Annotated in this window: 23 protein-coding genes; 10 read left to right on the top strand and 13 right to left on the bottom strand. The window is 72.2% G+C overall.

Features of this window, described 5'->3' with window-relative positions; genetic code table 11:
- Nucleotides 1-4: 4 nt before the first annotated feature.
- Both ACGFIW_RS13710 and ACGFIW_RS13705 read left to right on the top strand, forming a co-directional pair.
- Nucleotides 5-2059, top strand: a complete 2055-nt coding sequence (locus ACGFIW_RS13710; protein WP_393314307.1) for a biotin carboxylase N-terminal domain-containing protein — start codon at nt 5-7, stop codon at nt 2057-2059.
- Between the two features lie 14 nt (nt 2060-2073).
- Nucleotides 2074-3237 carry an acyl-CoA dehydrogenase family protein gene (locus ACGFIW_RS13705; protein ID WP_393314304.1) on the top strand — a complete coding sequence of 388 codons (1164 nt, stop codon included), beginning with the start codon at nt 2074-2076 and terminating at the stop codon, nt 3235-3237.
- A gap of 152 nt (nt 3238-3389) precedes the next feature.
- On the opposite strand, the gene ACGFIW_RS13700 is transcribed toward ACGFIW_RS13705, so the two are convergent.
- From ACGFIW_RS13700 to ACGFIW_RS13685, 4 genes are read right to left on the bottom strand one after another with little or no spacing between them, the layout of a single operon-like run.
- Nucleotides 3390-4406 carry a hypothetical protein gene (locus ACGFIW_RS13700; RefSeq protein WP_393314302.1) on the bottom strand — a complete coding sequence of 339 codons (1017 nt, stop codon included), beginning with the start codon at nt 4404-4406 and terminating at the stop codon, nt 3390-3392.
- Nucleotides 4403-4750 carry a PadR family transcriptional regulator gene (locus tag ACGFIW_RS13695; protein WP_393314300.1) on the bottom strand — a complete coding sequence of 116 codons (348 nt, stop codon included), beginning with the start codon at nt 4748-4750 and terminating at the stop codon, nt 4403-4405. The genes ACGFIW_RS13700 and ACGFIW_RS13695 overlap by 4 nt, the downstream gene beginning before the upstream one ends.
- Nucleotides 4751-4799: 49 nt before the next feature.
- On the bottom strand, nt 4800-6008 hold the full coding sequence (locus tag ACGFIW_RS13690) for a hypothetical protein (RefSeq protein WP_393314297.1): 1209 nt from the start codon (nt 6006-6008) through the stop codon (nt 4800-4802).
- A complete protein-coding gene (locus ACGFIW_RS13685) occupies nt 6005-6946 on the bottom strand; it encodes a transporter substrate-binding domain-containing protein (protein ID WP_393314294.1) in 942 nt (313 codons plus the stop codon). Before ACGFIW_RS13685 ends, ACGFIW_RS13690 begins: the two co-directional genes overlap by 4 nt.
- Before the next feature lie 153 nt (nt 6947-7099).
- Here ACGFIW_RS13685 and ACGFIW_RS13680 point away from each other — a divergent pair, with 153 nt between their 5' ends.
- From ACGFIW_RS13680 to ACGFIW_RS13670, 3 genes are all read left to right on the top strand, one after another.
- Complete coding sequence (locus ACGFIW_RS13680) at nt 7100-7855, top strand: ABC transporter ATP-binding protein (protein WP_393314291.1); 756 nt, start codon at nt 7100-7102, stop codon at nt 7853-7855.
- Entirely contained in the window at nt 7852-8979 is a 1128-nt protein-coding gene (locus ACGFIW_RS13675; protein WP_393314288.1) for an ABC transporter permease, read from the top strand. Before ACGFIW_RS13680 ends, ACGFIW_RS13675 begins: the two co-directional genes overlap by 4 nt.
- 103 nt (nt 8980-9082) lie before the next feature.
- Nucleotides 9083-9424 (top strand): hypothetical protein, encoded by a 342-nt coding sequence (locus ACGFIW_RS13670; RefSeq protein ID WP_393314286.1) that lies wholly within the window; start codon nt 9083-9085, stop codon nt 9422-9424.
- Here the strand turns inward: ACGFIW_RS13670 and ACGFIW_RS13665 are convergent.
- The 7 genes from ACGFIW_RS13665 to ACGFIW_RS13635 all read right to left on the bottom strand — a co-directional run bounded on the left by ACGFIW_RS13665 (nt 9411) and on the right by ACGFIW_RS13635 (nt 17334).
- The gene (locus tag ACGFIW_RS13665; RefSeq protein ID WP_393314283.1) at nt 9411-10907 is read right to left on the bottom strand and encodes a serine/threonine-protein kinase; all 1497 of its coding nucleotides are present in this window, start codon (nt 10905-10907) and stop codon (nt 9411-9413) included. The genes ACGFIW_RS13670 and ACGFIW_RS13665 overlap by 14 nt on opposite strands.
- Nucleotides 10908-10937: 30 nt before the next feature.
- Nucleotides 10938-11441: a hypothetical protein gene (locus ACGFIW_RS13660; RefSeq protein ID WP_393314280.1), complete on the bottom strand. Its 504-nt coding sequence runs from the start codon at nt 11439-11441 to the stop codon at nt 10938-10940.
- Between the two features lie 183 nt (nt 11442-11624).
- The gene (locus tag ACGFIW_RS13655; protein WP_393314277.1) at nt 11625-15251 is read right to left on the bottom strand and encodes an adenylate/guanylate cyclase domain-containing protein; all 3627 of its coding nucleotides are present in this window, start codon (nt 15249-15251) and stop codon (nt 11625-11627) included.
- The gene (locus tag ACGFIW_RS13650; protein ID WP_393314274.1) at nt 15248-16084 is read right to left on the bottom strand and encodes an MBL fold metallo-hydrolase; all 837 of its coding nucleotides are present in this window, start codon (nt 16082-16084) and stop codon (nt 15248-15250) included. The genes ACGFIW_RS13655 and ACGFIW_RS13650 overlap by 4 nt, the downstream gene beginning before the upstream one ends.
- Before the next feature lie 116 nt (nt 16085-16200).
- Nucleotides 16201-16662: a RidA family protein gene (locus ACGFIW_RS13645; protein ID WP_357075477.1), complete on the bottom strand. Its 462-nt coding sequence runs from the start codon at nt 16660-16662 to the stop codon at nt 16201-16203.
- The gene (locus ACGFIW_RS13640) at nt 16659-16814 is read right to left on the bottom strand and encodes a DUF4177 domain-containing protein (RefSeq protein WP_007466198.1); all 156 of its coding nucleotides are present in this window, start codon (nt 16812-16814) and stop codon (nt 16659-16661) included. The genes ACGFIW_RS13645 and ACGFIW_RS13640 overlap by 4 nt, the downstream gene beginning before the upstream one ends.
- 46 nt (nt 16815-16860) lie before the next feature.
- A complete protein-coding gene (locus ACGFIW_RS13635; protein ID WP_393314271.1) occupies nt 16861-17334 on the bottom strand; it encodes a hypothetical protein in 474 nt (157 codons plus the stop codon).
- A 541-nt stretch (nt 17335-17875) separates the two neighbouring features.
- On the opposite strand from ACGFIW_RS13635, the gene ACGFIW_RS13630 reads away from it, so the two are divergent.
- Genes ACGFIW_RS13630 through ACGFIW_RS13620 form a run of 3 tightly spaced genes read left to right on the top strand, consistent with a single transcriptional unit; the run spans nt 17876 to nt 20687 of the window.
- The gene (locus tag ACGFIW_RS13630) at nt 17876-18478 is read left to right on the top strand and encodes a hypothetical protein (protein WP_393315277.1); all 603 of its coding nucleotides are present in this window, start codon (nt 17876-17878) and stop codon (nt 18476-18478) included.
- Nucleotides 18479-18504: 26 nt separating this feature from the next.
- A complete protein-coding gene (locus tag ACGFIW_RS13625; RefSeq protein WP_393314269.1) occupies nt 18505-19482 on the top strand; it encodes an ArsA-related P-loop ATPase in 978 nt (325 codons plus the stop codon).
- 53 nt (nt 19483-19535) lie between these two features.
- Nucleotides 19536-20687: an ArsA family ATPase gene (locus ACGFIW_RS13620; protein WP_393314266.1), complete on the top strand. Its 1152-nt coding sequence runs from the start codon at nt 19536-19538 to the stop codon at nt 20685-20687.
- Nucleotides 20688-20693: 6 nt separating this feature from the next.
- Here the strand turns inward: ACGFIW_RS13620 and ACGFIW_RS13615 are convergent, their stop codons facing one another.
- A complete protein-coding gene (locus tag ACGFIW_RS13615; protein ID WP_184179440.1) occupies nt 20694-21014 on the bottom strand; it encodes a WhiB family transcriptional regulator in 321 nt (106 codons plus the stop codon).
- 407 nt (nt 21015-21421) lie between these two features.
- On the opposite strand from ACGFIW_RS13615, the gene ACGFIW_RS13610 reads away from it, so the two are divergent.
- Complete coding sequence (locus tag ACGFIW_RS13610) at nt 21422-23854, top strand: penicillin-binding protein (protein ID WP_393314264.1); 2433 nt, start codon at nt 21422-21424, stop codon at nt 23852-23854.
- A 118-nt stretch (nt 23855-23972) separates the two neighbouring features.
- On the opposite strand, the gene ACGFIW_RS13605 is transcribed toward ACGFIW_RS13610, so the two are convergent.
- Entirely contained in the window at nt 23973-24428 is a 456-nt protein-coding gene (locus tag ACGFIW_RS13605) for a GatB/YqeY domain-containing protein (RefSeq protein WP_357075463.1), read from the bottom strand.
- 25 nt (nt 24429-24453) lie between these two features.
- Here ACGFIW_RS13605 and ACGFIW_RS13600 point away from each other — a divergent pair, with 25 nt between their 5' ends.
- On the top strand, nt 24454-25347 hold the full coding sequence (locus ACGFIW_RS13600; protein WP_393314262.1) for a metallophosphoesterase: 894 nt from the start codon (nt 24454-24456) through the stop codon (nt 25345-25347).
- The last annotated feature ends 81 nt before the right edge of the window (nt 25348-25428 follow it).

The raw sequence follows: 25428 nt of genomic DNA, 5'->3' as shown, positions 1-25428 counted from the left end.
ACTCATGATCAACAGACTGCTCGTGGCCAATCGCGGCGAGATCGCCCGCCGGGTCTTCGCGACCTGCCGGGCGCTCGGCGTGCAGACGGTGGCCGTGCACTCGGACGCGGACGCCGACGCGCCGTTCGTCGCCGAGGCCGACTACGCGGTCCGGCTGCCCGGGGACACGCCCGCCGAGACGTACCTGCGGGTCGAGCTGATCCTGGACGCGGCCCGGCGCTGTGGCGCGGACGCCGTCCACCCGGGGTATGGCTTCCTCGCCGAGAATGCCGAGTTCGCGGCGGCGGTGACCGACGCGGGGCTGACCTGGGTCGGCCCGCCGGCCAAGGTGATCGCCACGATGGGCGACAAGCTCGCCGCGAAGGCGCTGCTCGCCGAGGCCGGCGTGCCGATGCTGCCCAGTTGGACCGACACCGATGCGATCACCGACTTTCCGGTCCTGGTGAAGGCGTCCGCCGGTGGCGGCGGGCGGGGGATGCGAATCGTCCGGGAGGCCGACGAGCTGGCCGAGGCCGTCGCCTCGGCGAGCCGCGAGGCGGCTGCGGCGTTCGGCGACGGCACGGTCTTCATCGAGCGGTACGTCGAGCGCGGCCGCCACGTCGAGGTGCAGATCTTCGGGGACACCCACGGTCGGGTGGTGGCCCTCGGCGACCGGGAGTGCTCGATCCAGCGCCGACACCAGAAAATCGTCGAGGAGGCGCCGGCTGTCGTTCCGGAACGGGTGCGTACGGCGTTGCACGAGGCGGCGGTGGCCGCCGGTCGCGCCGTCGACTACGTCGGGGCGGGCACTGTGGAGTTCCTGCTCGCCCCGGGCGGGGAGTTCTTCTTCCTGGAGATGAACACCCGCCTTCAGGTGGAACACCCGGTCACCGAGCTGTGCACCGGTCTGGACCTGGTGGGCTGGCAACTACTCGTCGCCCAGGGCGAGCCCCTGCCGGCGAGCCTGCCGGTCAGCACCGGGCACGCGATCGAGGTACGCCTGTGCGCCGAGGACGCGGCTGCGGGGTGGCGGCCGGCCACCGGGACGCTGCACCGGTTCGCGGTCCCCCGGGTGGCCGCCGAGTTCGGTGGGCTGGCCGGGCCGGGCCTGCGGCTCGACTCGGGGGTGGTGGCCGGCTCGGTGGTCGGGGTGCACTACGACTCGATGCTGGCGAAGCTGACCGCCTGGGGTCGCACCCGCGCGGAGGCGACCCGGCTGCTGTCCACCGCGCTGGCCCGAGCCGAGCTGCACGGGGTGACCACCAACCGGGACCTGCTGGTCCGGGTGCTGCGCAGCCCCGCGTTCGCCGCCGTGGAGATCGACACCGGATTCCTGGACCGGCATCCGGAGGTGTTCGCACCACTGCTTCCCGCCGACCAGCTTCCGCTGGTGGCGCTCGCCGCGGCCCTCGCGGCCGCCACCGGCCGCCGCGCCGAGGCCAAGGTGCTGGCCGGGCTGCCGTCGGGCTGGCGCAACGTGCCGGCCGTCCCGCAGGTCACCCGGTTCGGCGGTCCGAACGGCGAGATCGAGGTCCGCTACCGGCTGGACCGCACGGGCGGGCTCGCCGAGTGGTCCACCGACCCGGCCGCCACCAGCCCCACCGCCGCCGACCGCACCGCCTCCGCCGACCGTGCCGCCGCTGAACCCACCGCCACGGGTCCTGCCGGTATCGGCCCGGTCGCCGGACGGTCGGTCGTGGCGCTTGTCGAGGCCGCCCCGGGCCGGGTGGTGCTCGACGTCGACGGGGTGCGGTGCGCGTACCGCGTACACCGGGTGGGGTCCGCGGTTTTCGTGGACGGCCCGGACGGGGCGGCGAGCCTGGTCGAGCTGCCGCGTCTCCCGCCACCCACGGCGGCGGTGGCCGCCGGGTCGCTGCTCGCGCCGCTGCCCGGCGCGGTGACCAGGGTGCACGTCGAGGTCGGCCAGCGGGTCGCGGCCGGCGATCCGCTGCTCACCCTGGAGGCGATGAAGCTGGAACATCCCGTGCTCGCCCCGACCGACGGCGTGGTCGCCGAGTTGCCGGTGCCGGCCGGAGGTCAGGTGCGCACCGGCGCCGTGCTGGCCGTCATCGACAACTGAAGAGAGGACTTGTGATGACCTTCGACCTCACCCCCGAACAGGACCAGCTTCGCGACGCCGTGCGGGCGTTGGGTCGCCGCTACGGCCACGGCTACTTCGTCGAGAAGGCCAAGGCCGGCGAACACACCACCGAGCTGTGGGCGGAGGCGGGACGGCTCGGCTACCTGGGGGTCAACATCCCCACCGAGTACGGCGGCGGTGGCGGAGGCATCACCGAGCTGGCCATCGTCTGCGAGGAGTTGGCCGCCGCCGGCTGCCCGTTGCTGCTGTTGGTGGTCTCCCCCGCGATCGCGGGCACCGTGCTCAGCCGACACGGCACCGAGGAGCAGCGCAAGCGGCACCTGCCCGGCCTCGCCGACGGCACCCAGAAGATCGTCTTCGCGATCACCGAGCCGGAGGCCGGTTCCAACTTCCACCGACTCGGCACCGTGGCCCGCCGCGACGGTGACGGGTGGCTGCTCAACGGCCGCAAGTGCTACATCTCCGGGGTCGACGAGGCCGGCCACGTCCTGGTGGTGGCCCGCACCGAGGATTCCTCCACCGGCAAGCTCAAGCCGGCGCTGTTCCTCGTTCCGACCGACGCCGCCGGGCTGACCCGCTCCAAGCTGGACATGGAGATCGTCTCCCCGGAGAACCAGTTCCTGCTCTACCTGGACGACGTGCGGGTGCCCGCCGACGCGCTGCTCGGTGAGTCGCTGGACGCCGGCCTGCCGGCGCTCTTCGCCGGGCTCAACCCGGAGCGGATCACCGTGGCCGCGATGGGTGCCGGTACCGGCCGGTACGCCATCGAGCGGGCCAGCGGGTACACCGCCACCCGCAAGGTCTGGGGTGGTCGGAGCATCGGTTCGCACCAGGGCGTGTCACATCCGCTGGCACACGCTGCGGTGCAGGTGGAGCTGGCCCGACTCATGATCCAGAAGGCCGCCACCCTCTACGACGCGGGCCGCGACCTGGAGGCCGGGGTGGCTGGCAACATGGCCAAGTACGCGGCCGGGGAGGCCGCCGCGCTCGCCGTCGACACCGCCGTCCAGGTGCTCGGCGGGGCCGGCATGACCACCGAGTACGGGGTGGCGACCCTGCTCGGCGCGGTACGGGCCGGCCGAATCGCCCCGGTCAGCCGAGAGATGATCCTCAACTTCGTCGCCCAACACGTCCTCGGCCAGGACAAGTCCTACTGAACCGGACCGCCCAGGCCGGCCCGGGCCGGCCAGCCCGGGCGGTCCGCCCGGCCGGGTGATGGACTCGGTTTCCTTGATTCCGGGGTGTCCAAGGCCCATCGATGCCCCGACTTCAGGAAAACCGTGTCGATCACCCGTGGCCCGTGCCCTGCCTAGGCAGGCTGCTCCGGGCCCGGACGCTCGCGACGGTGCAGGATGGCGACGGCCACCGCGAAGAGCAGCGCGGGCACCAGCACCAGGGTCGACCACTGCGCCCAGGTGAGCGCGTCGAGGACACCGTCGTGGGTGGACCGTTCCAGGTACGTGCCGGTGGTCCCGAGCCCCACCCGGGTGAGCAGCAGCGTGACGCCCACCGGGACGACGAGCGCGAGCAGGCGCAGCCGGAGCGCCGTCGGCGTCGACAGGACGGCAAGGGCGAAGAGCAGGTATCCCACGATCAGCAGGATCGCCTCGACCCGGCCGACGCCGACCGTGAAGATCCACGTGCCGTAGATGGGCGACGTCGAGTCGTCGGCGCCGGTCAGCATGGCGATGCTCGGAGCGCCGACGCTTACCACCGTCGCCGCCGCGAGCGTGCCGAGCCGCCAGCGGGCGAGGACAGCCGGGACGGGACGGGGAGCGCGGAGGGCGAGTGCCAACGGGACCATCGCGGCGAGCACGGCGGGCCAGAGGTTGCGGACCGTCGAATACTGTCCGTAGACCTCGGCGACCCGAACCACCTCGTACGCCGCGCCGCCGACGGCGATGGCGGCTGCCGCCCGGCCCCACCCGAATGCGGCCGACACCGCCACGACGAGCCACAGCGCCGCCACGAGACAACCCGGCCAGAGGGCGAACTCCTCACCGATCCCGGCGGGATAGCTGTCCGCGACCATGGCGAGGTGCAGCACCGGCACGCGAGCGGCGCGCACGAACAGCAGCAGCGCGGCGATCAGGCCCAGCACCTGCGCCGCGTCCCGCCACGCGTCGATCGAGAATCGGGTGCCAACCTGGCGTACGTGCGCCCGAACCGCCCCACCGAGCAGGGCGGACACGTCTCGTGCCGTCGGCCTGCGCTGGCCCGGCGCGGCGTCGTCCAGCAACACCCCGAGCAACTCGTCCTCGTACTGCCGCCGGTACGCGCGGGGATAACAGGCCAGCAGCCACCGGTATGCCTGGTGCAACGTCACGCCGCACCGCCTTCGAAGATGAGGCCGGCACGGCGCAGCCGCACACTCGCCGCGTCGGCGTTGCTCCGCAGGCGTGCCGATTCTTCGGCCAGGCGTTGCGCCCCGGCGGCGGTGAGGCGGTAGTACCGGCGCAACCTGGACTGCACCTGCTCCTCGCGCTCGATGTCGACGAGGCCCTCGGTACGCAGCCGGTCCAGCGCCGCGTAGAGGGTGCCGGCGCGCAGGTCGACACGCCCGTCGGAGATCCGGCGGACCTCGTCGAGGACGGCGTAGCCGTGCCGAGGGGCCTCGACGAGCGCGGTGAGGATCAGGTATGTCGATTCGTGCAGGGAAGCCCTAGTCATCGTCGCAGTATATACAGTCGAAATGTATATGCGAGTGTCCTGGACGACATCAACCGGGAATCCGGCAGGCGGCGTCGATGCGGTGCACCGGGCGGACCCGGCGGCCCATGCCCTCCAGCAGCGAGTCCTCCACGTGGAAGTCACGGATGCGCAGCCGGTACCGGGGCAGCTCCTCCTCACTCGGGCAGAGCACCTGCGCGCGGACCAAATCGACAGGCACGTACCGCACACCACCCCGCTCCTGGAGGATCACCATGTTGACGTCGTCGGTGGTGATCACGTGCCCGCGTACGTCCTCGGTGGGTCCGCTCTCCGCGCCCACGGTCGTGACCGTCAGCGGCAGCACCGGTGTGCTGATCACCGGCACCGCGGCCCACACGAGCATGGCCAGCACCGCCACCTCGGTCACCGAGGCCAGCGGCCGGATCACCAGGCCGGGCAACGGCCCCGCGACGAACAGGGCCAGCAGCGGCGGCACCGCGAGAAGCGCCAGCACCAACAGCACGCCCTGCCTGCCGGCGTCGCGCAGCGTGGGCAGCAGCAGCCAGGCGTACCCGGCGAGCAGCGCGACGATCATGAGCAGCCGGGGCAGCACCCGTTCGTGCAGCCGCCCGGGGCGGAGCTGAAACGCTGCCGCGAACGCCGGCAGCAGCAGCGGCAGGTAGAGCAGCGGCCACGTGATCAGGGCGAGCAGGAAGCTGGCCAGCACCACCCAGGCCGGGGTGAGGTCGGCCCAGCGGGCGAAGAGCGGACGCCGGCGGGTCCCCGGTGGCAACTGGTTCGCACCCACGGCCAGCACCGCCCCGAGCGCGAAGACGGCGACCATTCCGGTGGAGAGCAGCCGGGCCGCCGTGGTCAGGAAGCCGGCGAGCAGGTTGACCGGCCCGACGTTGGCCACCAGCAGCAGTGTCGTCTGAAGCTCGCCGCCCGCCTCCACCCCGAGGCGGAGCACCGAGAAGATCGCCGGTACGCCCACCAGCGCGGTCCAGAAGGACTGGCTGGCGCGGGCGCGTCGCTCGGCCGGATCCCAACGGACCCGCCCGGGCTCGACGTCGGCGACGACCGGTTCGGCTGGTTCGGCGACCGGCACGCCGACCGGCCAGCCAGCACGGTCCACCCCAGCGCGGTCCACCCCAGCAACCGGCGGTTCGGCTGCGGCCGTACCGTCGAAGGCCGGCGTGGCCCCCGCACCCGGCACGGACGCGCGGGGTGGCGGCACCGGGCCGTCCGCGCCGGTCGCGGTCGACGCCGTGCTCACCTCGACGGCGCCTTGTCGTCGAAGTCGACAAGCTGCGGCACCTTCAGCGGCTGGGGCTGACGTTTCTCCACCTTCAGCCACGGGCCCAGGGTGCGGTTGTACGCGCTCTGCCAGGGGCTCGCCTGCCCGTTGCGGCCCTGCTCGTAGCTCTTCTGGAGGAAGTACGCGACCAGGTCACGCAGGGCGGGGTCGCCGATCGGCACGCCGATGCCCAGCAGCTCGCTGGTGCCGAAGGGCATGTCGACGACCTCGAACTCCTTGGGGTAGGTGGCCAGGAAGCCGGCGAGGATCGTCTCGTCCGAGCTGACCGCGTCGTACCTGCCGCCGCGAATGCCGTCGACGCAGTCCTTGACGTCCTTCACCACGAACGTCTTGACCCCATGCTTCTCCAACTCGGCCTCGGTGGTGGAACCGCCGCTGGTGCAGACCCGGTAGACCGGCTCGCGCAGGTTCTCGATGGTGCGGATCTTGTCCTTGAGACGGACCGGCACCATCACCTCCTGTGTGGTCACGAAGTACGGGCCGGCGAAACTGACAAGCTTTTCGCGCTCCTCGGTCATGGAGAAGCTGGACACCACGAGGTCGACGGTGCCGCCCTGCAAGGCGGGGATCCGGCTCTCGGTGGCCACCGACACGAACTCCAGCCGCTGCTCGCCCTCGTAGCCGAGGGAGGCGGCGATGTACCTGCCGATCTCGACGTCGAAGCCGACGTGCTGACCGTTGCGCAGGTCGCCCATCAACGGTTCCTTGGTGGCGACGCCGATGCGCAGCTGTGCCTGCCGGTAGATGTGCGACTCACGGAGTTTCTGCTGCACGGACGGCAGGTCGGGTTCCTGCCGGCTGTCGCAGCCGGCGGCGGCTGCCAGGGTGAGGGTGAGGGCGACCGCCAGCGTCGTCGCGACCGAGCGGAGCCGGGACTGCGAACTGCCTGAGTTCATGCGCACCTCGCTGCCGGTAGAGCCTGCGAGACACCGAGAGTAGTCGTTCGTGTCCAATTCGTGTAGACGTCGCCGGTGGTAGGGGTTTCCCCACCACCGAGGTCATGGGCCGCCGTGTGTTCCAGAAACGCCGCCTCGACCAGGCTTTCCGCTATGCGAAACAGCGATGTGACAGCCGGTCGAGGGCCGGTCGTCGTCGAAGTACTCGACGTGACGAAGACCTATCCGGGCGGGGGCGGTGTCCGGGCGTTGGACGGCGTGTCGGTCGCCTTCGAGGCCGGTTCGTTCTCCGCCGTGATGGGCCCGTCGGGCTCGGGCAAATCCACGCTCCTGCACTGCGCGGCGGGCCTGGACCGGCCGGACAGCGGACGGGTACTCCTCGCCGGCCAGGACATCGGCGGGCTGCGTGAACCGCAGCTCACCCAGGCACGGCGGCAGCGGGTCGGCTTCGTCTTCCAGTCGTACAACCTGATGGATTCGCTGTCGGTCTGGCACAACATCCTGCTGCCGCAGCGGCTGGCCGGGGTACGACCGGACCGGAAGTGGGCGCAGGAGGTGATTCGCCGCGTCGGGCTCACGGGACGGGAGAACGCTCGGCCCGGCCACCTGTCCGGCGGTCAGCGGCAGCGGGTCGCCCTCGCCCGCGCCCTGGCCGGCCGACCGGAGGTCATCTTCGCCGACGAACCGACCGGGGCCTTGGACCTGTCGACCGGCCGCGAGGTACTCCAACTGCTGCGCGAAGCGGTGGACGGTGTCGGCACGACGATCGTCATGGTCACCCACGACCCGGCCGCGGCGGCGTGGGCCGACCGCGCGGTCTTCCTCGCCGACGGGCGGATCGTCACGGAGCTAGCCGACCCCACCGCCGAGAAGATCGCGGCACAGATGATGGCGGTGACCGTCCGATGATCCGGCTCGCTCTCGGCACGCTGCGCCAGCACCGCGGCGCCTACGCGGGCACGTTCTTCGCCGCGCTGCTCGCCGTGGCCCTACTCGCCGGCGGCGGTCTGCTGCTCGCCTCCGTGCTCACCGCGAAGCCGCCGGCCGACCGGTTCGCGGCGGCGCCGATCGTCGTGTCGGGCGACCGCGACGTGACAGTGGAGAAGCGCACCACCAAGCAGAAGAAGGACAAGGTAAAGGTCAAGGTCAAGGTCAAGTCCGAGAAGCTCACCGGCGCCGGCACGCTGCCGACGGACCTCGCCGGTCGGCTGGACGACCTTCCGGGCGTCGCGGCCGCGACCGCGGACGTCGCCTTCCCGGTCCAGGCAGGCACGCCGCACGGGCTGCGACTGCGCGGTGCCGATGACGCTCCCGTGATCGGACACGGGTGGGGTTCCGCACAGCTGACCCCGTACTCGCTGCGCACCGGCGAGGCGCCCGGTCCGGGCCAGGTCGTGATCGACGCCGACCTTGCCAACCGCTCGGGCACCACTGTTGGTGGACGTCTCGTCGTCACCACGAAGACCGGCGTCCGTACCCTTGTCGTGTCCGGTGTCGCCGCGCCAGCCGGGCGGGACGGATTGCCCGCCCAGGGCGCACTGTTCCTCGCCGATTCCGACGTGGCGTCGGTGTCGGGGCTGCCCGGGCCGACCGCGGTGGCGATCCTGGCCAGACCTGGCACCGATCCGGTCGCGCTCCGCGAAGCCGTCGAAGGGGTCGCCGGGGACGCGCCGGTGCTCACCGGCGCCGACCGGGTCCGGGCCGACCTGCCCGGTGCCCTGCCCGACTACATCGGCCCCATCTCGATCTTCGGCTCCGTCATCGGTATCACGGCGTTCGCGGCCGTCTTCGTCCTCACCGGCACCGTCACGCTCGGGGTACGTCAACGCCTGCGCGAGCTGGCCCTGCTGCGCACCGCTGGCGCGACCCCCGCACAGCTGCGCCGCCTGCTCGGCCTGGAAAGTGTCCTGCTCGCCGGGGTCGCCGCACTGCCGGGCCTACCGTTGGGTGTGGTGTTCGCCCACGTGCACCTGCCGCCGGCCGACGACGCCAACCGGCGTGTTCGCGCAGTCCTCGCCTACCTCAACCACTGAGACGTTCACCTGGCGGGTCGGGCCAGGTCGAACGGACCGGCCGACCGGCGCGTCGACCCGACTCTGCGGTTGACAGCCGCCGATGTCACGACATGCTGGACGAATGAGTCGATTGTCCAGGCCCGATGCGCGGACGGTGGCGGTGCTCGCGGCACTCGGAGCGCTTGTGCCACTGGCCCTGCTTGTCGTCTGGCGCCGACAGGACCTTGTCGGCGTGGTCCTCGCCCTGCTCTGCGTCCTGCTGGCCATGGTCGCCGGGGTCAACTTCTCCGCCGCCCGTCAGGCCGATCATCCGGAGCCGGAGGACCGGCCGGCGACCACCGGGCCGGCCGAGTTGATGCCGTACGGGATCGACGCCGACACCCTCGACGCCCTGGACAGTCGGGACGCCCTGCGGGCGGTGCGGGACCGGCGGCGCGGGTCGGACGGCGTCAGCGGTCGGTGAGAGTGGGCGCGGCGAGCGCGTCCACGCCCCGCCCGGCCAGGCACCGGTAGGTCCGGTCGACGCTGCCGTCGACCGGCGGGAGCACCTCCAGGTGCCAGCCGCTCGGCTCGGCGATCCCGGTGGTCACCCGGAACGTCGTGGCGCTGCACACCTGTCGCACCGGCGCGGCGGTGACCACGTCGTCGTAGTCGGCGCCGACCAGGGACACCGGCAGGATCCCCTCGGCGTACGTCTCCCAGGTGTGCCGACCGGTGCAGGACAGCCGAACCGCCTCGGCGCGGTTGCCGCGGATCCGCATCGGGCCGAAGCACTCCAACTCGGGCAGGCACCGGGCGCCCTCGGGCAGGGCGGTGGGCGTACCGGGGCCGGTCGTGCAGCCGGGCAGCGGCCCGGTCGCCGGTGCGGCGACCTGGCTGACCGTCGGGCTCGGGGTGGGCGTCGACCCGTGGTCGGCAAACCAGGCTCCGGCGGTCGCCGAGCCGGCGAGTGCGAGCACGCCGGCACCGCCGAGGAACCAGCGCCGCCAGCGCCTGCCACCGGGGAGCACCTGCTGGGTGTCCTCGATGGGCGGTCGGGGCACCGGCTTGCTGGCCGCGTACGGGCCGGGGCGGGTCGCGCCACCGCTGACCGGCGCGCCGCTGACCGGGGCCGACGGTGGACCGAGTGGCAGGTTGACGAGCAGGTCGTGCAGTTCCAGGGCAGAGGGCCGCTCGGCCGGATCGTTGACCATGCCGGCGCGCAGCACGTCGATCAGCTCGTCCGGGACGCCCGGCAGGGCGGGGAGCGGCTGGTTGAACATCTCCAGGACGGTGACCAGGCTGGGGTTGCGCTCGGACTGCCAGCGGGGCGGCCGGCCGTGCATCACCGCGTAGAGGGTGGCGCAGAGCGCGTACACGTCGACGGCCGGTGACGGTGGGCTGTGGCTGAACATCTCCGGCGGCGCGTACGCCGGGGTGAGCACCTCCAGGGTGACCGAGGCGTCCCGGTGCTCGGCGAGCACGGCCAGCCCGAAATCGGCGAGCACCGCCGAGTTGAAGGCCGAGTGCAGGATGTTGGCTGGTTTCACGTCTCGGTGCAGCACCCCGGCCGCGTGCGAGTGGGCCAGCGCATCGGCGATCTTGATGCCGAGGTCACGGGCCTCCACCGGGTCGAGCGGCGAGGTCCGCATCCGTTCGGCGTACGAGCCGTCGCAGAGTTCCATGATCAGGTAGGGGTGCTGGTCGACGGTGACCCCGACGTCGAAGAGGTCCACCACGTGCGGGTGCGACGACATCCGTCCGGCCGCCCGCGCCTCGCGCAGGAAGCGGGCCTGATCCCGCTCGCTGTCCAGCGTCCGGTTTTCCACCTTGACGGCGACCTCGCGACCCACCGAGATCTGGGTGGCCTGGTAGACGGTCGCGTAGCCGCCTCGGGCAAAGACCCGCAAATCAGTCAGACCTGGCACGATCGGCACCGGCAGGCCGCCGGTCGGAGTGTCGGTCACCGCTCGAAAATACCCAACCCGGCCGGCGACTCAGCGCACCGCGTCCGCCGGAGCGGCACCGGCCGGACCGGTACCCTCCGCGGAACGCGCAGCCGGCCCGGCACCGTCGGACGCCACGTCTCCACCGGCCGACGCTCCCCGACGGGCATCCAGGCGCAGGCCGACGGCGGTGGCCAGAGCCCCCAGGCCCTCCCAGGCCGCCACGCCGAAGAACCCGCCCGGAGCGATGTCGGAGAGCACGGCGATGGTGAACACCGTGAACGTGACAAGTCGGAAGACCACGGTGAACCGGTAGAACGCCCGCCACTCGGTGATCGTGGCGAGCAGGTAGTAGACGCCCATGTTGAACGCCGCCATCGAGGACGCCACCAGGAACGTGCCGGTGTAGTCACCGACGGCACGCGTCTGGGGCACCTCGAGCCGGAGCATGCGCAACTGCGCCTCCGGCCAGAGCAGACCGACCGCACCCATCACCAGCGCCAACACGCCGAAGACCGCGATGGTCCAGCCCGCGATGGAACGCGGCAGCTTCATGAAGGGCCTCCCCAGGCACGGCGACGGTCAGCACTGTGGACCGGCACACGGTGGTGACACGCTAGCCGCTCACCCCGACCGCCACATCCCCAGAACCGGCAAAACCCTGCCCGCACCCCCGACACCAGATTGATCAAGAGCTTTCGGTCACCGGCGGGCCACTTTCCGACGAGAAAGGGAGGGTCAGGCCAGGCGGGCGCGGAGGGCGTTGGCGGCGGCGCGTTCGCTGCGCTGCTCCGTCGCGTACGCCAGGCGGACCGCCTCCTCCGCGCAGGACCGGGCCTCCTCCGGGTGACCACAGGCGGCCAGCGCCTCGGCCAACACGCTGGCGGCGATCACCTGGCTGCGCACGTCCTCGGCCGGCGCGGTGACCGCCCGCCGGGCCCAGTCCAGTGCCTGCTCCCGCTGGCCGTGGGCGAGCAGCGCCGCCGCGTACTGGGCCATCGTCTGGCGGCGGGAGAAGAGCAGCGAGGGCGCGTTCGCGGCGGCCGTCGCCACCGGGGCGAGCAACCCGACGGCGGTCGCCGAGTCACCGGCGGCCAGGCGTGCCGTCGCCAGCAGCACCCGGGGTGCCACCTGGGCCGGGGCCTGCGGGTTGTGCGGCTCCACTGCCGTCAGCACCGCGCGGGCGACCCGTTCGGCCGTCTCGCAGTCGCCCAGGTCCAACGCCACGAAGCCGCGCAGCGCGCCGGCCATCCCGGTGAGCAGCGGGTGGGAGGTGCGCTCGGCGTACGCGAGGGCGTCGGTGAGCAGGTCCGCCGCGTGCTCCGGCTCGCCCAGCCCACGCGCCACCACCGCCCGGACCACAAGTGCGAACCCGCGCCCCCAGTCGTCGGAGACGGCGGCGAACTCCCGGTACGCCCGACGGGCCTCCCGGTCGGCCTCGGCCAGGTCGCCCAGCTCGGCGGTGGCGAACGCCGCCACCGCACGGAGTGTGCCCACCGCCCACGCCTCACCGACCCGCTCGCCGAAGGGCAGGAACACCTGCGCCATCCGACACGCCTCACGCAGCCGGCCGGCGAGCAGCCGGGCGAACGCCGTGGTGCCGCGCAGCCAGGCCCGCCCGTACGGGTCCTTCAACTCGGCGAAGAGCCGGGCGGCCCGGCCGAGGACCGCGTCGGTGCCGGCGAAGTCACCCCGGGTGGTGGTCACCCAGGCCAGGTTCTGTAGCGACCAGGCCTGCCCGCGCCGATCCTGCGCACCGAGGCTGACCTGGTACGAGGCGGCCAACCGGCTGCTCGCCTGGCTCAGCCGCCCGGCCACGAAGTCGGCCATGCCGAGCCGGCGCATCGCCGTCGCCCGCTGCACGGGCAACCCACCCGCCGTGGCGACCTGCAACGCCTCGTGCCAGGCGATCATCGCCCGGCCCTGGTCACCGAGGGTCTCCTGGGCCTGCCCCGCGAGCAGCAGGGCTCCGACCCGGGTGGCCTCGTCCCCCGCGTTCGCGGCGATCTTCTCCGCGTACGCCAGCGCGTCGGCGACGCGGCCGACCTGGAGCAGCGCCCGGGCGTGCACCACCTGATCGGCCGCCGGCACACCGTCGCGGGCCAGCTCGGTGGCGCGCTCGGCGTACTCGACGGCCAACACCGGCTCACCGGCGGCCAAGGACCGACGGGCGGCCCGGCCGAGCGCGGCGACGCCGAGCGGCACCACCGCCCGGGCCGGCGCGTCCGGGCGCAGCTTCACCGCGTCGGCGAGCGTGGCGGCCCGCTCGACGTGCGTCGCCACGAAGTCGTCCCGGGCCTCGTCCGTGAACCCGCCCGGCGCTGCGGTCGCGGCCCCGTCCACCGGCGCCGCCCAGCGGGCCAACGCGGCGTGCCGCTCGGCCAGCTCCGCCTTGCTCACCCCGGCGTACGCGGCCTCCCGCATCAGCGGGGTCGCGAACGAGTAGCCGGACCGGGAGCGGTGCAGCATCCGGCGTTGCAGCAGCTCCTCGACCGCGCGGTCGAGTTCGACGGCGACAACGGCCGACGGTCGACCGTCGCGGCCGGCACGCTGCTCACGCATCGCCTCCAGCGCACCGGTCGGCACCGTGTCGCCGGTAACCGCGGCGTCGCGCAGCACCGAACGGGCGTCCGGGGGCAGCGCGTCGATCCGGGCGGCGAGCACGGCGGCGAGGTCGCGGGAGAGCAGCCGACTCCCCAGCGAACCGGGCACCAACCGCCAGCCGGCCGAGGCGCTCTGGTCCCGCTCGCCGGCACCGGAGCGTTCCGCGGCGGTGCGGACACCGCGCGCTGTCTCCGTGGTGAGCGCCCCACGCTCGATAAGCAGGGTGACAAGCTCGGCCAGGTAGAAGGGGTTGCCCTGCGCGGTGGCGAGCAGCCGGTCCGCGTCGGCCGGTGGCAGTTTGCCGCCACCGAGATAGCTGGTGAGCAGCCGCGCCGCGTCGGCACCCCGCAGCGGCGGCAGCGAGTGCACCTCGGCGTCCGCGACCCGGGTCAGCGCGCCGGCGGTACGCACCAGCTCGGGGCGGCCCAGCAGCAGCACCAGCACCGGGCCGGTGAGCCGGGACAGGGTCAGCCCGAGAGCGCCGATCGTCTCGGCGGTGGCGTCGTGCAGGTCGTCCACCACGATCACCAGCGGCGCCTCCGAGGCGAGCCCGCTGAGCAGGTCGGCGACCGCGTTCGGCACCACCTCAGCGTCCGCGGCCGGGGTGCCCGATCCGCCCCACTCGCCGCTGTCGGTGCCCGCGTGCGCCGGAAGTTCGGCATAGCCGAGCAGTGCGAGCAGTTGGTCGGTGGCGATCGGCGCGGTGTCCGCGGCGGAGCGGGCGAGCCGCTGCCCGAGCCGGCGCAGCCGCTCCTCCACCGCCGGGCGGGTCAGTGCGGTCGACGCGTCGCTGGGCAGGCCGACGGCGGCCCGCACCAGGTCGGCCAGGGGCGCGAGCCTCCGCCGCTCCCCGAACGCGGCACAGCGCACCGAGAGCACCCGGGCTCCGGTGTGCGCCGCGTACCGGCCGGCGCCCACGTCGTACCCGGCGGCGAGTCGCTCGACCTCGGCGGCGAACCGGGACTTGCCGATGCCCGCCTCGGCGGTCATCAGCAGCACGCGCGGGTCACCCTGGTCGATCACCTCGGCGAGCCGCCCGGCGACCCGACCGATCTCCGTCTCCCGGCCGACGTACGGAGCCTCGTCGCCGAGCCCCGAGCGGGTGCCCGGCGCGTCCAGCAGACCCAGCAGCTCGTACGCCTCGACGGGCTCGCGCTTGCCCTTGAGCCGCAGCGGGCGCAGTGCCCGCCAGGACGACACGTGCCGGGTGGCGGCGGCGGTGCGCCCGCCCGCGTAGACCGCGCCGACCGCGGCGGCGTCGGCCAGCCGGGCGGCAGTGTTCACCGTGTCGCCGATGACCGTGTACTCGATCGCGGCCTGGATGCCCGCGATGACGTCGCCGGTGTTCAACCCGACCCGCAGCCCGAGCGGCGCGCCGCCGCCCCGCTCGTCGTCGAGCACCCGCCGGACGGCCCGCTGCATGGACAGGGCGGCCCGGACCGCCCGTTCGGCGTCGTCCTCGTGCGCCACCGGCGCGCCGAAGACGGCCATGATCCCGTCGCCGGTCAGCTTGTCGACGTGCCCGCCGAAGGTCTTCACGGCACCGGCGAGGGCGGCGAGCACCCGGTCGGTGACCGCGCCGACGCGTTCCGGGTCGAGATCCTCCGACCAGGAGGTGAACTCGGACAGGTCACCGAAGAGTACGGTGACCACCCGGCGCTCGGCCGCCGGCAACGTCGCGGCGGCCGGCAGCGCCGCACCGCAGTTGTGGCAGAACCGGGCACCGGGAACGGCGACGGTTCCGCACACGGGGCAGGTCACGTGTGCTCCAACCCACTGACCCCGGGCCCGGATTCCCCGGTGCCGACACCCAGATACTCCAACTGCGCGCGGACCGACCATTCGGCCGCCCACCACAGCGAGCGGTCCACGTCCGCGTAGACCGCCGCCACCACGTCGGCGGGCGTCCGGGCGCCGGCCGCGACGGCGGCCCGGACCTGGTCCAGCCGGGCCCGGCGGTGGGCGAGGTAGAAGTCGGCGGCGGCGGCGCAGTCGGCCAGCGCCGGGCCGTGTCCGGGCAGCGCCGGGGTCCCCCGGTACGCGGACAGCAGCTCCAGGCTGCTCAGGTAGTCACCGAGGTGCCCGTCCGGGTGGGCGACCACGGTGGTGCCCCGGCCGAGGATGGTGTCACCGGTGAGCACGACCCGCTCGTCGCCGTGCTCGACCAGGAAGCAGACCGAGTCGGCGGTGTGCCCCGGAGTCTTGAGCAGACGGAACGTCAGACCGAAGCCGTCGAAGTGCTCGCCCGACCCGGTAAGCGGCTCGCCGCCGATGGTGTGCGCCGGGTCGACGGCGAGCACGCGCACGCCGCCGAGCAACTCACTCAGCCGGGCCGCGCCCTCGGTGTGGTCGGGGTGGCCGTGGGTGATGAGGATCAGCCCGACCGGACCGTGCGCGGCGATCCGGGTCAGGTGCCCCTCGTCCGCCGGCCCCGGGTCGACCACGATGCCGGACTCGGCCGCCGGGGCGCGCAGCACCCACGTGTTGGTGCCGTCGAGGGTCATCGGCCCCGGATTCGGTGCCCGCAGCAGTGAAACCCAGCGGGGCAGATCCTCGGCAAGCGCCGCCACCGCCCCCGTCACGTGCCCGCTCATGGCTGCGATCGTACGACCCCGCCCGCAACACCCCGCGATCTTGCACTTGTGCACTCTGATTCATCCCTGTTCGGGGCTTTCATCCGAGCGGGAAGTGCAAGATCGCGGGGGTGGGGTCAGGCGACCTCGACGATGAGTTCGACCTCCACCGGGGCGTCCAGGGGCAGTTCGGCCACCCCTACGGCGCTACGGGCATGGCGGCCGGCCTCGCCGAAGACGGTGCCGAAGAGGTCGGAGGCACCGTTGATCACCGCGGGTTGACCGGTGAAGCCGGGCGCGGAGGCCACGAAACCGGTCACCTTGACCACCTTGACCACGTTTTCCAGGCCGACAAGCGAGTCGACCACGGCCAGCCCGTTCAGCGCGCACCGCTGGGCCAGGTCCTTCGCCTGCTCGGCGGAGATCCCGGCGCCGACCTTGCCGGTCGCGAGCAGCTTGCCCTCCGCGAACGGCAGTTGGCCGGAAACGTACACGTGCTGCCCGGACTGCACGGCCGGCACGTAGCTGGCCACCGGCGGCACGACCTCGGGCAGGTCGAGCCCCAGCTCGGCGAGCTTCGCGTGCGGACCGCTGCTCACGCCTTCGGCCGCTTCAGGTAGGCGACCAACTGGTCCGGGTTCGGTCCGGGGACCACGGCGACGAGCTCCCACCCGTCCTCGCCCCAGTTGTCGAGGATCTGCTTGGTCGCGTGGACCAGCAGCGGGACCGTGGAGTATTCCCACTTCTGCATCGCTGAAGGGCTCCCTCTCGGTGTGGAATCTTGTTCGAGGGACAGCCTACGGTCCACTGGCCGGGCGAGGCGCGGGACGCTGCTCCGGTGCGGCCGGCGACTCCCCGCAGCGCCCCTCGTGCTCGTACCCCTGGGGGCAGCGGGACCGGTCGGGCAGCAGCAGGTCGCAGAAGACCCGGTGCCTGTTGTTCTGGTCGTCGGCGTTGGACACGGTGGTCTCACCCGCGTCCAGCTCGGGGAGAAAGCCCAGGGACACCGCGACCCGGCCGGCCAGCACGGTCGCCGCCGTCAGGCTCGGCACCCGGATCGGCAGGTGGATGACGAAGCCCGGCTCGTCGTCGTCGCGGGCCCGCTCGCTCGGCGCCCGGGCCACCTCCGCCTGCTCCGGCGTTCGGCGGTACGACCGTTCGTTGATCGGCTGGCCGCCGATCGGCCCACCGGCCTCGAACAAGGATCCGGGCCGGCGCGCCCGGTCGTTGGTCGGGAAATGGGTGCGAGGGATGTTGTCCGCGTCGCGCATGCACTGCCTCCGGTCGTACCGCTCGGATCACTCTTCCGGTCCGGACCCATTCGTCCGTTCCGCCCCCCGCGCCGGGACGAAGGTAGGTCGGTGGCCGCAGCCCCGCCAGCAGGACGCGCCCGAATGGTCACCCACAGTCACATATGCGACACACGGCGGGTAAGAAGCCCGATGGCGCATCGGCGGCCGGTTCCCACCGGCCGAATCGGTTCGCCGCGCGGCGCGGCACGGGAAACACCGCCGCCGTCATCGACCGCTACCCTTCCGGTCGGGCGGTCGCGCAGCGCCCGGCAGCCCGCTCGATCACGCTCGACGCCTCCGGTGGCGGCGGGCGCCGCACCCCTGGGGGAAGACGATGACCCAACCGCCCAGCGGCGACCAGGCCGGTCCACCCGCCCTCCCGCCGGCCCAGTCGGACCCCACCGACCAGCCCGGCGGTCCGGCCGTCCCCGCCCAGCCGGCCCCCGCCGCGCCGTCCGGGCAGCTCGCGCTCCCCGCGCCCCCCGCACCGGCGGCGCTTCCCGCCGCACCGACCGTCCCCATCCAGCAGGTCTTCCCCGGGCCGACCGGTGGGGTCGACGCCACCGGCACGCCGAGCGGCTCCCCGGCCGCGACACCCACCCAACCGGGCACCCCCGGCTCGTCGGCCATTCCGCCGCCACCGCCGGCGTACCCGCCCTATCCGGGCGCGACCGAGCCGAAGAAGAAGCGCGGCCTGCTGATCGCGGCGATCGCACTGGTCGTGATCATGGTGCTCTGCGTGGGTGGTGGAGTGTTGGCGTTCCTGACCCTGCGCAACACCGAGACCGGCGAGGGCGCCAAGGAGCCCGCGGTCGCCGTCGACGAGTTCCTCACCGCCGTCTACCGGGATCGGGACGCCACCAAGGCGGCCACCCGCGTGTGCGCCGCCTCCCGCGACGACGGGAAGATCGCCGCGAAGGTCGCCGAGGTGCAGAAGTACGCCTCCGAGTACCAGAACCCGCGCTTCCGGTGGACCACTCCGAAGGTGGACAACCAGACCGGGGACCGGGCCACCGTCTCCACCCGGGTCACCATGACCACCGCCGACGAGAAGGTGGCCGACCAGGACCTGCGCTTCACTGTGGTGCAGAAGACGGGTTGGTGGGTCTGCGAGGTCGCCTGACCACCGGGCGTGGATAGGCTCGACTGGTGTGTGCAGCTGAGCGGCCGGTCGACCCGGCCGGTACCGGATGGTCGGCACGCCTCCACGTGGTGACCGGCAAGGGTGGCACCGGCAAGACCAGCGTGGCGGCGGCCCTGGCCCTCGCGCTCGCCGCCGGTGGCCGGCGCACCCTGCTGGTCGAGGTCGAGGGGCGGCAGGGCATCGCCCAGCTCTTCGGCATCGACCCGCTGCCGTACGAGGAGCGACACCTCGCCGAGGCACCGGACGGCGGTGAGGTACGCGCCCTGGCGGTGGACGCCGAGGAGGCGCTGCTCGAATACCTCGACATGTTCTACAAGCTGGGCGCGGCGGGTCGGGCGCTGCGCAAGCTCGGCGCCATCGACTTCGCCACCACCATCGCGCCGGGCCTGCGGGACGTGCTGCTCACCGGCAAGCTCAAGGAGGCCACCACCCGCACCTCCGGGCAGCGGCGCGCGTACGACGCGGTGGTGCTGGACGCCCCACCGACCGGGCGGATCGGCCGGTTCCTCAACGTGACGGCGGAGACGGCCCGGCTGGCCAAGGTGGGCCCGATCAAGACCCAGAGCGAGGGGGTCGCCGCGTTGTTGCGCTCCCCGATGACGGCGGTCCACGTGGTCACGCTGTTGGAGGAGATGCCCGTACAGGAGACGGTGGACGCGATCGCCGACCTGAGCGCACTCGGCTTCGGCACCGGCAAGGTGATCGTCAACGGCACCCGACCGCCGCTGCCCGCCGGCCAGGCGGTCACCGCGGCGGAGCTGCGGCGGGGGCTGGTCGCCGCCGGGCTGCCGGCCGATCGGGACACCGTGGCCGGTCTGCACGACGAGGCACGTGACCAGCTCATCCGGCGCGAACTGGAGGATTCGCTCCGCGCCGACCTGGTGGAGCTGGGGCTACCGATGATCGAGCTGCCGTTGTTGCCCGACGGGGTGGACCGGGCGGGGCTCGCGGCACTGGCCCAGGCCCTCGTCCGCGCCGATTGACTCACACCTGAGCCCAGCACAGGCGGTTGACCCATGCGGCCCGATACGCTCGATTGGTGCCTTCCGAAGACGCGGCGCCGCAGCTGGACGTCGACCAGATCCTCGCCGACCCGGGCGTACGGATCGTCGTGTGCTGTGGCGCGGGCGGGGTGGGCAAGACGACCACCGCCGCGGCGCTGGCGTTGCGGGCCGCCGAGCACCACGGCCGGCGCACTGTCGTGCTCACCATCGACCCGGCCCGACGGCTGGCGCAGTCGCTGGGCCTGACCGAGCTGGACAACACTCCCCGCCAGGTCAAGGGGATCGACGTCGAGAGCAGCGGCGGCGAGCTGCACGCCATGATGCTGGACATGAAGCGCACCTTCGACGACGTGGTGCTCCAGCACACCGATCCGACGAAGGCCGCGGAGATCTTCGCGAACCCGTTCTACCAGGCGATGAGTTCGACGTTCGCCGGCACGCAGGAATACATGGCGATGGAGAAGCTCGGCCAGTTGCACGCCCGGGGCGAATGGGACCTGATCGTGGTGGACACGCCACCGTCCCGCTCGGCACTTGATTTCCTGGACGCGCCGGCCCGACTCTCCCGCTTCCTCGACGGCCGGATGCTGCGGCTGTTGCTGGCCCCGGCTCGCAGCGGCGGCCGGAGCATGTTCAGCCTGGTCACCGCCTCGTTCGGGATGTTCTCGAAGGTGGTGCAGAAGGTCCTCGGCGCGCAACTGCTCACCGACCTGTCCGGCTTCGTGGCCGCACTGGACTCGATGTTCGGCGGCTTCCGACAGCGCGCCGAGCAGACGTACCGGATCCTGCAGGCAGGGGAGACGGCCTTCCTCCTGGTCGCGGCACCGGAGCCGGACGCGGTCCGGGAGGCCGCCTACTTCGCGGGCCGCCTGCGGGAGGAGCGGATGCCGCTGGCCGGTCTGGTGCTCAACCGGGTGCACCGGCTCGCGGTGCCCGAGCTGGACGCCGAGCAGAGCCGGGTCGCCGCCGAGCGGCTGACCGAGCTGGGTGGGCACGAGGCGACCGCCGACGTGTTGCGGGCGCACGCGGCGCTGGCCCGTCAGGCGGTACGCGAGCAGCAGGTCGCCGCGCGGTTCACCGAGGCGTTCCCCGCGGTGCCGACGGTGTCGGTGACGGCGCAGCCCGCCGACGTGCACGACGTCGACGGGCTACGGACGATCGGCGCGGCGATCAGCCGGCCGTGACCGTCGTCAGTTGGCCGCACTGACGAGGATCTTGTCCTTTCCGGCCTTTTCCTTGCTGTTCTTCTTCATCGCGGCCTCGAACATCTTGCGCCAGCTCGTCACCTGCGGGTGTCGACGCAGCAGCGCCCGCCGTTCGCGTTCGGTCATGCCGCCCCACACACCGAACTCGATCCGGTTGTCCAGCGCGTCGGCCAGGCACTCGTACCGAACAGGGCAGCTCCGGCAGATCCGCTTCGCCACGTTCTGTTCGGCGCCCTGTACGAACAACGCGTCCGGGTCCCCGTTCTGACACGCCGCCAGCGACGGCCAGTCAGTGATCATGCCCATGTGTACACGTCCCCCCTTGCAGTACCTACCGACCTCGTCGATGCACGCCAGCCGGCAATTCCCCCCGATCGCCCGGCTCGCCTTCCCCAAGGCGGCACGGACGACATGTGGCGCTGTCGCCGCCCCCATCATGCTCTGTAGTCGACTGATTACGCAACGTTGTCGACGAAATCCATCATTTCGGACAGTCCCGGCTTCCCGGGCCTTCGACCGCCGGTTACCCCGCCGAGGTCGCCGATAACGCCGCGCCGCCTCCTTCGATCGGAGGAGACTCACGCCGGGTCACCCGCAACCAAGCACCGGGGGTCGTGCGTTTAGCACAACGAGGGCAGCGCGCGCAGGAAATGGGGAAAGAACACCCAGGCGCCCCTCGTTCCCTACTCGCGTACCATGCCGAGGTGACCTGGATGCGGAAACGTGACCACAATGTGCTGACCAACGCCGCATCGCTGCTGGTGTGTGGCCTACTGGCCGGTGTGGTGGTCGCTGCGGCGGCCTTCCCCGCGGTAGCGATGTCCGGCCTGGCCGCGAAGGCCGGCGCCGAGACATTCGGCGCCCTGCCCACGGAGCTGACGGTGGCCCGCGCGCCCCAGATCAGCTATCTGCTGGCCTCGGACGGCAAGACACCGCTCGCGACGATGTACGACGAGAACCGGCGCGACGTGAAGCTCGCCGACATCTCTCCGTACATGCAGAAGGCGATCATCGCGGCCGAGGACCATGAGTTCTACAAGCACAACGGCGTCGACATCAACGGTGTCGCCCGCGCGTTCGTCAACAACCAGAGCGACGGCTCCCGGCAGGGCGCTTCGACGCTGACCATGCAGTACGTCCGGCTGGCCATCGCGTACTCGGCCACCCACCCGGCCGACGTGGTGGCGGCGACCGAGGACACCAGCGCCCGCAAGCTTCGCGAGATGCGGCTGGCCCTCCAGGTCGACAAGGAATTCTCCAAGGACGAGATCCTCACCCGCTACCTCAACCTCGCCTCGTTCGGCAACGGCGCGTACGGCATCTACGCCGCCAGCCAGGTCTACTTCGGTAAGCCGCCGAGCAAGCTCAAGATCGAGGAGGCGGCGCTGCTGGCCGGCATGGTCAAGGCGCCCACCACGAACGACCCGACCACCGAGACGGGTTACCCGCTCGCCAAGGACCGGCGCGACTACGTCATCCAGAACATGGTCGACATCAAGGCCATCACCCAGCAGGAGGCCGACGCGGCCAAGGCCGTCGAGCTGAAGGTGAAGGACAAGCGCACCCCGAACGGCTGCGTCGCCGCGAACGTCAACAGCTGGGGCTTCTTCTGCGACTACTTCTACCGCTGGTGGATGCAGCAGGAGACGTTCGGTTCGACCACGTACGACCGGGAGCGGCGGCTGAAGAGCGGCGGCTACACCGTCGTGACCTCGATCGACGTCCAGGCGCAGAAGGGTGCGGACAAGGCGGTCCGCAGGTCCAAGAGCGAGAACAGCAAGGAAGCCGCAATGGTCGCGGTGGTCGAGCCCGGCTCCGGCCGGGTCCGGGCGCTCGCGGTCAACCGGCAGTTCAAGCTGGACGACCCGAAGAACCCGAAGAACAAGATCTCCAGCGATCCGGCGAAGAGCCGGAGGGGCATCCGAGGCAACTACCCGGCGACTGTCAACCCGCTGCTCAGCGGCGGTGACGGCATCACCGGGTACCAGGCCGGCTCGACCTTCAAGATCTTCACCATCGTGGCGGCGCTGGAGAAGGGCATCCCGCTCAGCTACAGCTTCAACGCGCCGCAGCAGTTCAAGTCGGAATACATCATCGATCCCAGCAGCAAGGCGGCGTGCCCCGGCACCCACTTCTACTGCCCGACCAACTCCGGCCTGAAGGCCGGCGGCGTACAGAACATGTGGACCGCGTTCGCCCAGTCGGTCAACACCTACTTCGTCCCGCTCCAGCAGCAGGTCGGCGCGGAGAACGTGGTCGACGCCGCCAAGCGGGCCGGCATCCAGTTCCGCACCGACGAGGATCTCCGACTCAGTGGCACCAAGCAGGACGCGCACCAGTGGGGTGCCTTCACCCTCGGTGTCGCGCAGACCACCCCGCTGGACCTGGCCAACGCGTACGCGACACTGGCGGCCGACGGCAAGTACTGCGAACCGATCCCGGTGCAGGAGATCCGCGACCCGGACGGCAACAAACTGGACATCGCCAACCCGCGCTGTGAGAAGCGGTTCAGCACCGACGTGGCCCGAGCCGCCGTGGACGCCGCCCGCTGCCCGGTCGGCGACAACTCCGCAACCAGCAAGTGCGGCGGCAGCCGCACCGCCAGCGTCGTGAAGGGCATCGTCGACGCGCCGGTGGCCGGCAAGACCGGCACCACCGACTCGGAGAAGACCGCCGCCCTGGTCGTGATGACCAAGCAGTACTCGGTGGCCGGCATCATGGCCGACCCGGACTGGCCGCAGACCAACGTCCAGATGAAGCACAGCGACAGGGACGGCATCAACCCGCCGGTGTACGAGACGCTGCGGGATGCCATGAAGGGCAAGGACCGCATCAACTTCGAGCCACCGGGCCAGAAGATCTCCGAGGGTGACCAGCGCAGCATCCCCGACGTGAAGTGCCAGCCGGTGGACACTGCCAAGTCCCGGATCAAGGGTGCCGGCTTCGAGCCGGTCGTCTCCGAGGCTAAGGTGCCGTCCACCTGCCCCGCCGGCACCGCCGCCGGCACCAGCCCGGACGGGCGCACCATCAAGGGCGGCGTGGTCACCATCCAGGTCAGCAACGGCGGTGGCGGCGGAACGCCGGGCAACACCGGCGGCGGCACGCCCGGCAACACCGGTCGACCCGGCGGCCGTCCCGGCGGCTGAGTCGACGAGTAGGACACGACGGGCGGGCACCCACCACGGGTGCCCGCCCGTTCCGTCTTCCCGGACCACGGGTCGACCGCGTCGACGCTCCGGGGACGCCGACCGGGATGCCGGTGGGTCAGAGGCCGAGCTGTCGGCGTACCTCGGCGGCCACCCGACCACCCTCGGCCTGGCCCGCCACCGCGGCCTGGGCCGCCTTCATGGCCGGGCCCATCTGGGCCTTACCGGTGAAGCCGCCCGCGGCGAGCGCCCCCGACACCAGCTCGGTCAGCTCGGCGTCGGAGAGCTGCTTGGGCAGGTAGCGGTCCAGTACCTCACCCTCGGCGCTCTCCTTGGCGGCCTGCTCGGCGCGGCCGGCGTCGGCGAAGGCGGTGGCCGCCTCCCGGCGCTTCTTGGCCTCCTTGGTCAACACCGCGAGCACCTCGTCATCGGAGAGCTCGCGCTTGGCCTTGCCGGCGACCTCGGCGGTGCCGACGGCGGCCAGGGCCATCCGCAGCGTGGAGGTGGTCAGCTCGTCGCGCGCCTTGAGCGCGGAACGCATGTCGGCGGTGAGGCGGTCCTTCAGCGTGCTCATGGACGGTCAAACTACCCTGAACGCCATGCGAAAGCGCACACTATTCCGGCTTGCCGCCGGAACCGCCACGGTCGGCGCGGCCACGCTCGCGTACGCGTCGCTCATCGAGCGCAACATGTTCACCCTGCGGCGGTACGACGTGCCGGTGCTGCCCGCCGACGCGGAACCGCTGCGCGTGCTACACCTGTCGGACCTGCACATGATGCCCGACCAGTCGCGCAAGCAGCGCTGGGTGGCGTCGCTGGCCGCCCTCGACCCCGACCTGGTGGTGGTGACCGGCGACAACATGGCCCACCCGGGCGCGGTCCCCGGAGTGCTGCGGGCCCTGCAACCACTGCTGGACTATCCAGGTGCGTTCGTGTTCGGCTCCAACGACTACACCGGGCCGGTGCTGAAGAACCCCTTCACCTACTTCCTGCCCGACCGGGAGTACACCGAGGGCGTCGAGCTGCCCTACGAGGAGCTGCGCCAGGTGTTCACCGGTGCCGGCTGGGCCGATCTCAACAATGCCCGGACCACGCTGAAAGCCGGCGGTCGGCAGCTCGACCTGGTCGGCGTGGACGACCCCCACATCGACCGGGACGACTACCCCACCGTGGCCGGGGCGGTCTCGTCCTCGGCCGACCTGTCCATCGCGCTGACGCACTCCCCCGAGCCACGGGTGCTCGACCAGATGGCCGCCGACGGCTTCGGCCTGCTCCTCGCCGGGCACACCCACGGCGGTCAGGTCTGCGTCCCGGGTTACGGGGCTCTGGTAACCAACTGCGGCCTGCCCCGCTCGATGGCGCGCGGTCTGCACCGCTGGCCCGGCTCGGACTCGTGGCTGCACGTCTCCGCCGGCCTCGGCACCCACCCGACCGCCCCGATCCGCTTCGCCTGCCCCCCGGAGGCCAGCATCCTGACCCTCATCCCCCGCTAACAGTCCGGCGCCGACCCCTCGGGCCCGCCCCCGCCGCCCTCGCCCTCGCTCCCCTCGCCCTCGCCCTCGCCCTCGCCCTCG

Source organism: Micromonospora sp. NPDC048935 (genome assembly GCF_043197875.1).
Taxonomy (GTDB): Bacteria; Actinomycetota; Actinomycetes; order Mycobacteriales; family Micromonosporaceae; genus Micromonospora.
This window is presented reverse-complemented; position numbering and strand designations above follow the sequence as displayed.

What these genes read in the sequence shown, in the direction of transcription:
- ACGFIW_RS13685 (WP_393314294.1), bottom strand. Translation starts at nt 6,946, where the DNA reads ATGAACTCAGGCAGTTCGCAGTCCCGGCTCCGCTCGGTCGCGACGACG.
- ACGFIW_RS13695 (WP_393314300.1), bottom strand. Translation starts at nt 4,750, where the DNA reads ATGACTAGGGCTTCCCTGCACGAATCGACATACCTGATCCTCACCGCG.
- ACGFIW_RS13605 (WP_357075463.1), bottom strand. Translation starts at nt 24,428, where the DNA reads ATGAGCACGCTGAAGGACCGCCTCACCGCCGACATGCGTTCCGCGCTC.
- ACGFIW_RS13680 (WP_393314291.1), top strand. Translation starts at nt 7,100, where the DNA reads ATGCGAAACAGCGATGTGACAGCCGGTCGAGGGCCGGTCGTCGTCGAA.
- ACGFIW_RS13710 (WP_393314307.1), top strand. Translation starts at nt 5, where the DNA reads ATGATCAACAGACTGCTCGTGGCCAATCGCGGCGAGATCGCCCGCCGG.
- ACGFIW_RS13670 (WP_393314286.1), top strand. Translation starts at nt 9,083, where the DNA reads ATGAGTCGATTGTCCAGGCCCGATGCGCGGACGGTGGCGGTGCTCGCG.
- ACGFIW_RS13660 (WP_393314280.1), bottom strand. Translation starts at nt 11,441, where the DNA reads ATGAAGCTGCCGCGTTCCATCGCGGGCTGGACCATCGCGGTCTTCGGC.
- ACGFIW_RS13705 (WP_393314304.1), top strand. Translation starts at nt 2,074, where the DNA reads ATGACCTTCGACCTCACCCCCGAACAGGACCAGCTTCGCGACGCCGTG.
- ACGFIW_RS13610 (WP_393314264.1), top strand. Translation starts at nt 21,422, where the DNA reads ATGCGGAAACGTGACCACAATGTGCTGACCAACGCCGCATCGCTGCTG.
- ACGFIW_RS13650 (WP_393314274.1), bottom strand. Translation starts at nt 16,084, where the DNA reads ATGAGCGGGCACGTGACGGGGGCGGTGGCGGCGCTTGCCGAGGATCTG.
- ACGFIW_RS13615 (WP_184179440.1), bottom strand. Translation starts at nt 21,014, where the DNA reads ATGGGCATGATCACTGACTGGCCGTCGCTGGCGGCGTGTCAGAACGGG.
- ACGFIW_RS13640 (WP_007466198.1), bottom strand. Translation starts at nt 16,814, where the DNA reads ATGCAGAAGTGGGAATACTCCACGGTCCCGCTGCTGGTCCACGCGACC.
- ACGFIW_RS13675 (WP_393314288.1), top strand. Translation starts at nt 7,852, where the DNA reads ATGATCCGGCTCGCTCTCGGCACGCTGCGCCAGCACCGCGGCGCCTAC.
- ACGFIW_RS13600 (WP_393314262.1), top strand. Translation starts at nt 24,454, where the DNA reads ATGCGAAAGCGCACACTATTCCGGCTTGCCGCCGGAACCGCCACGGTC.
- ACGFIW_RS13635 (WP_393314271.1), bottom strand. Translation starts at nt 17,334, where the DNA reads ATGCGCGACGCGGACAACATCCCTCGCACCCATTTCCCGACCAACGAC.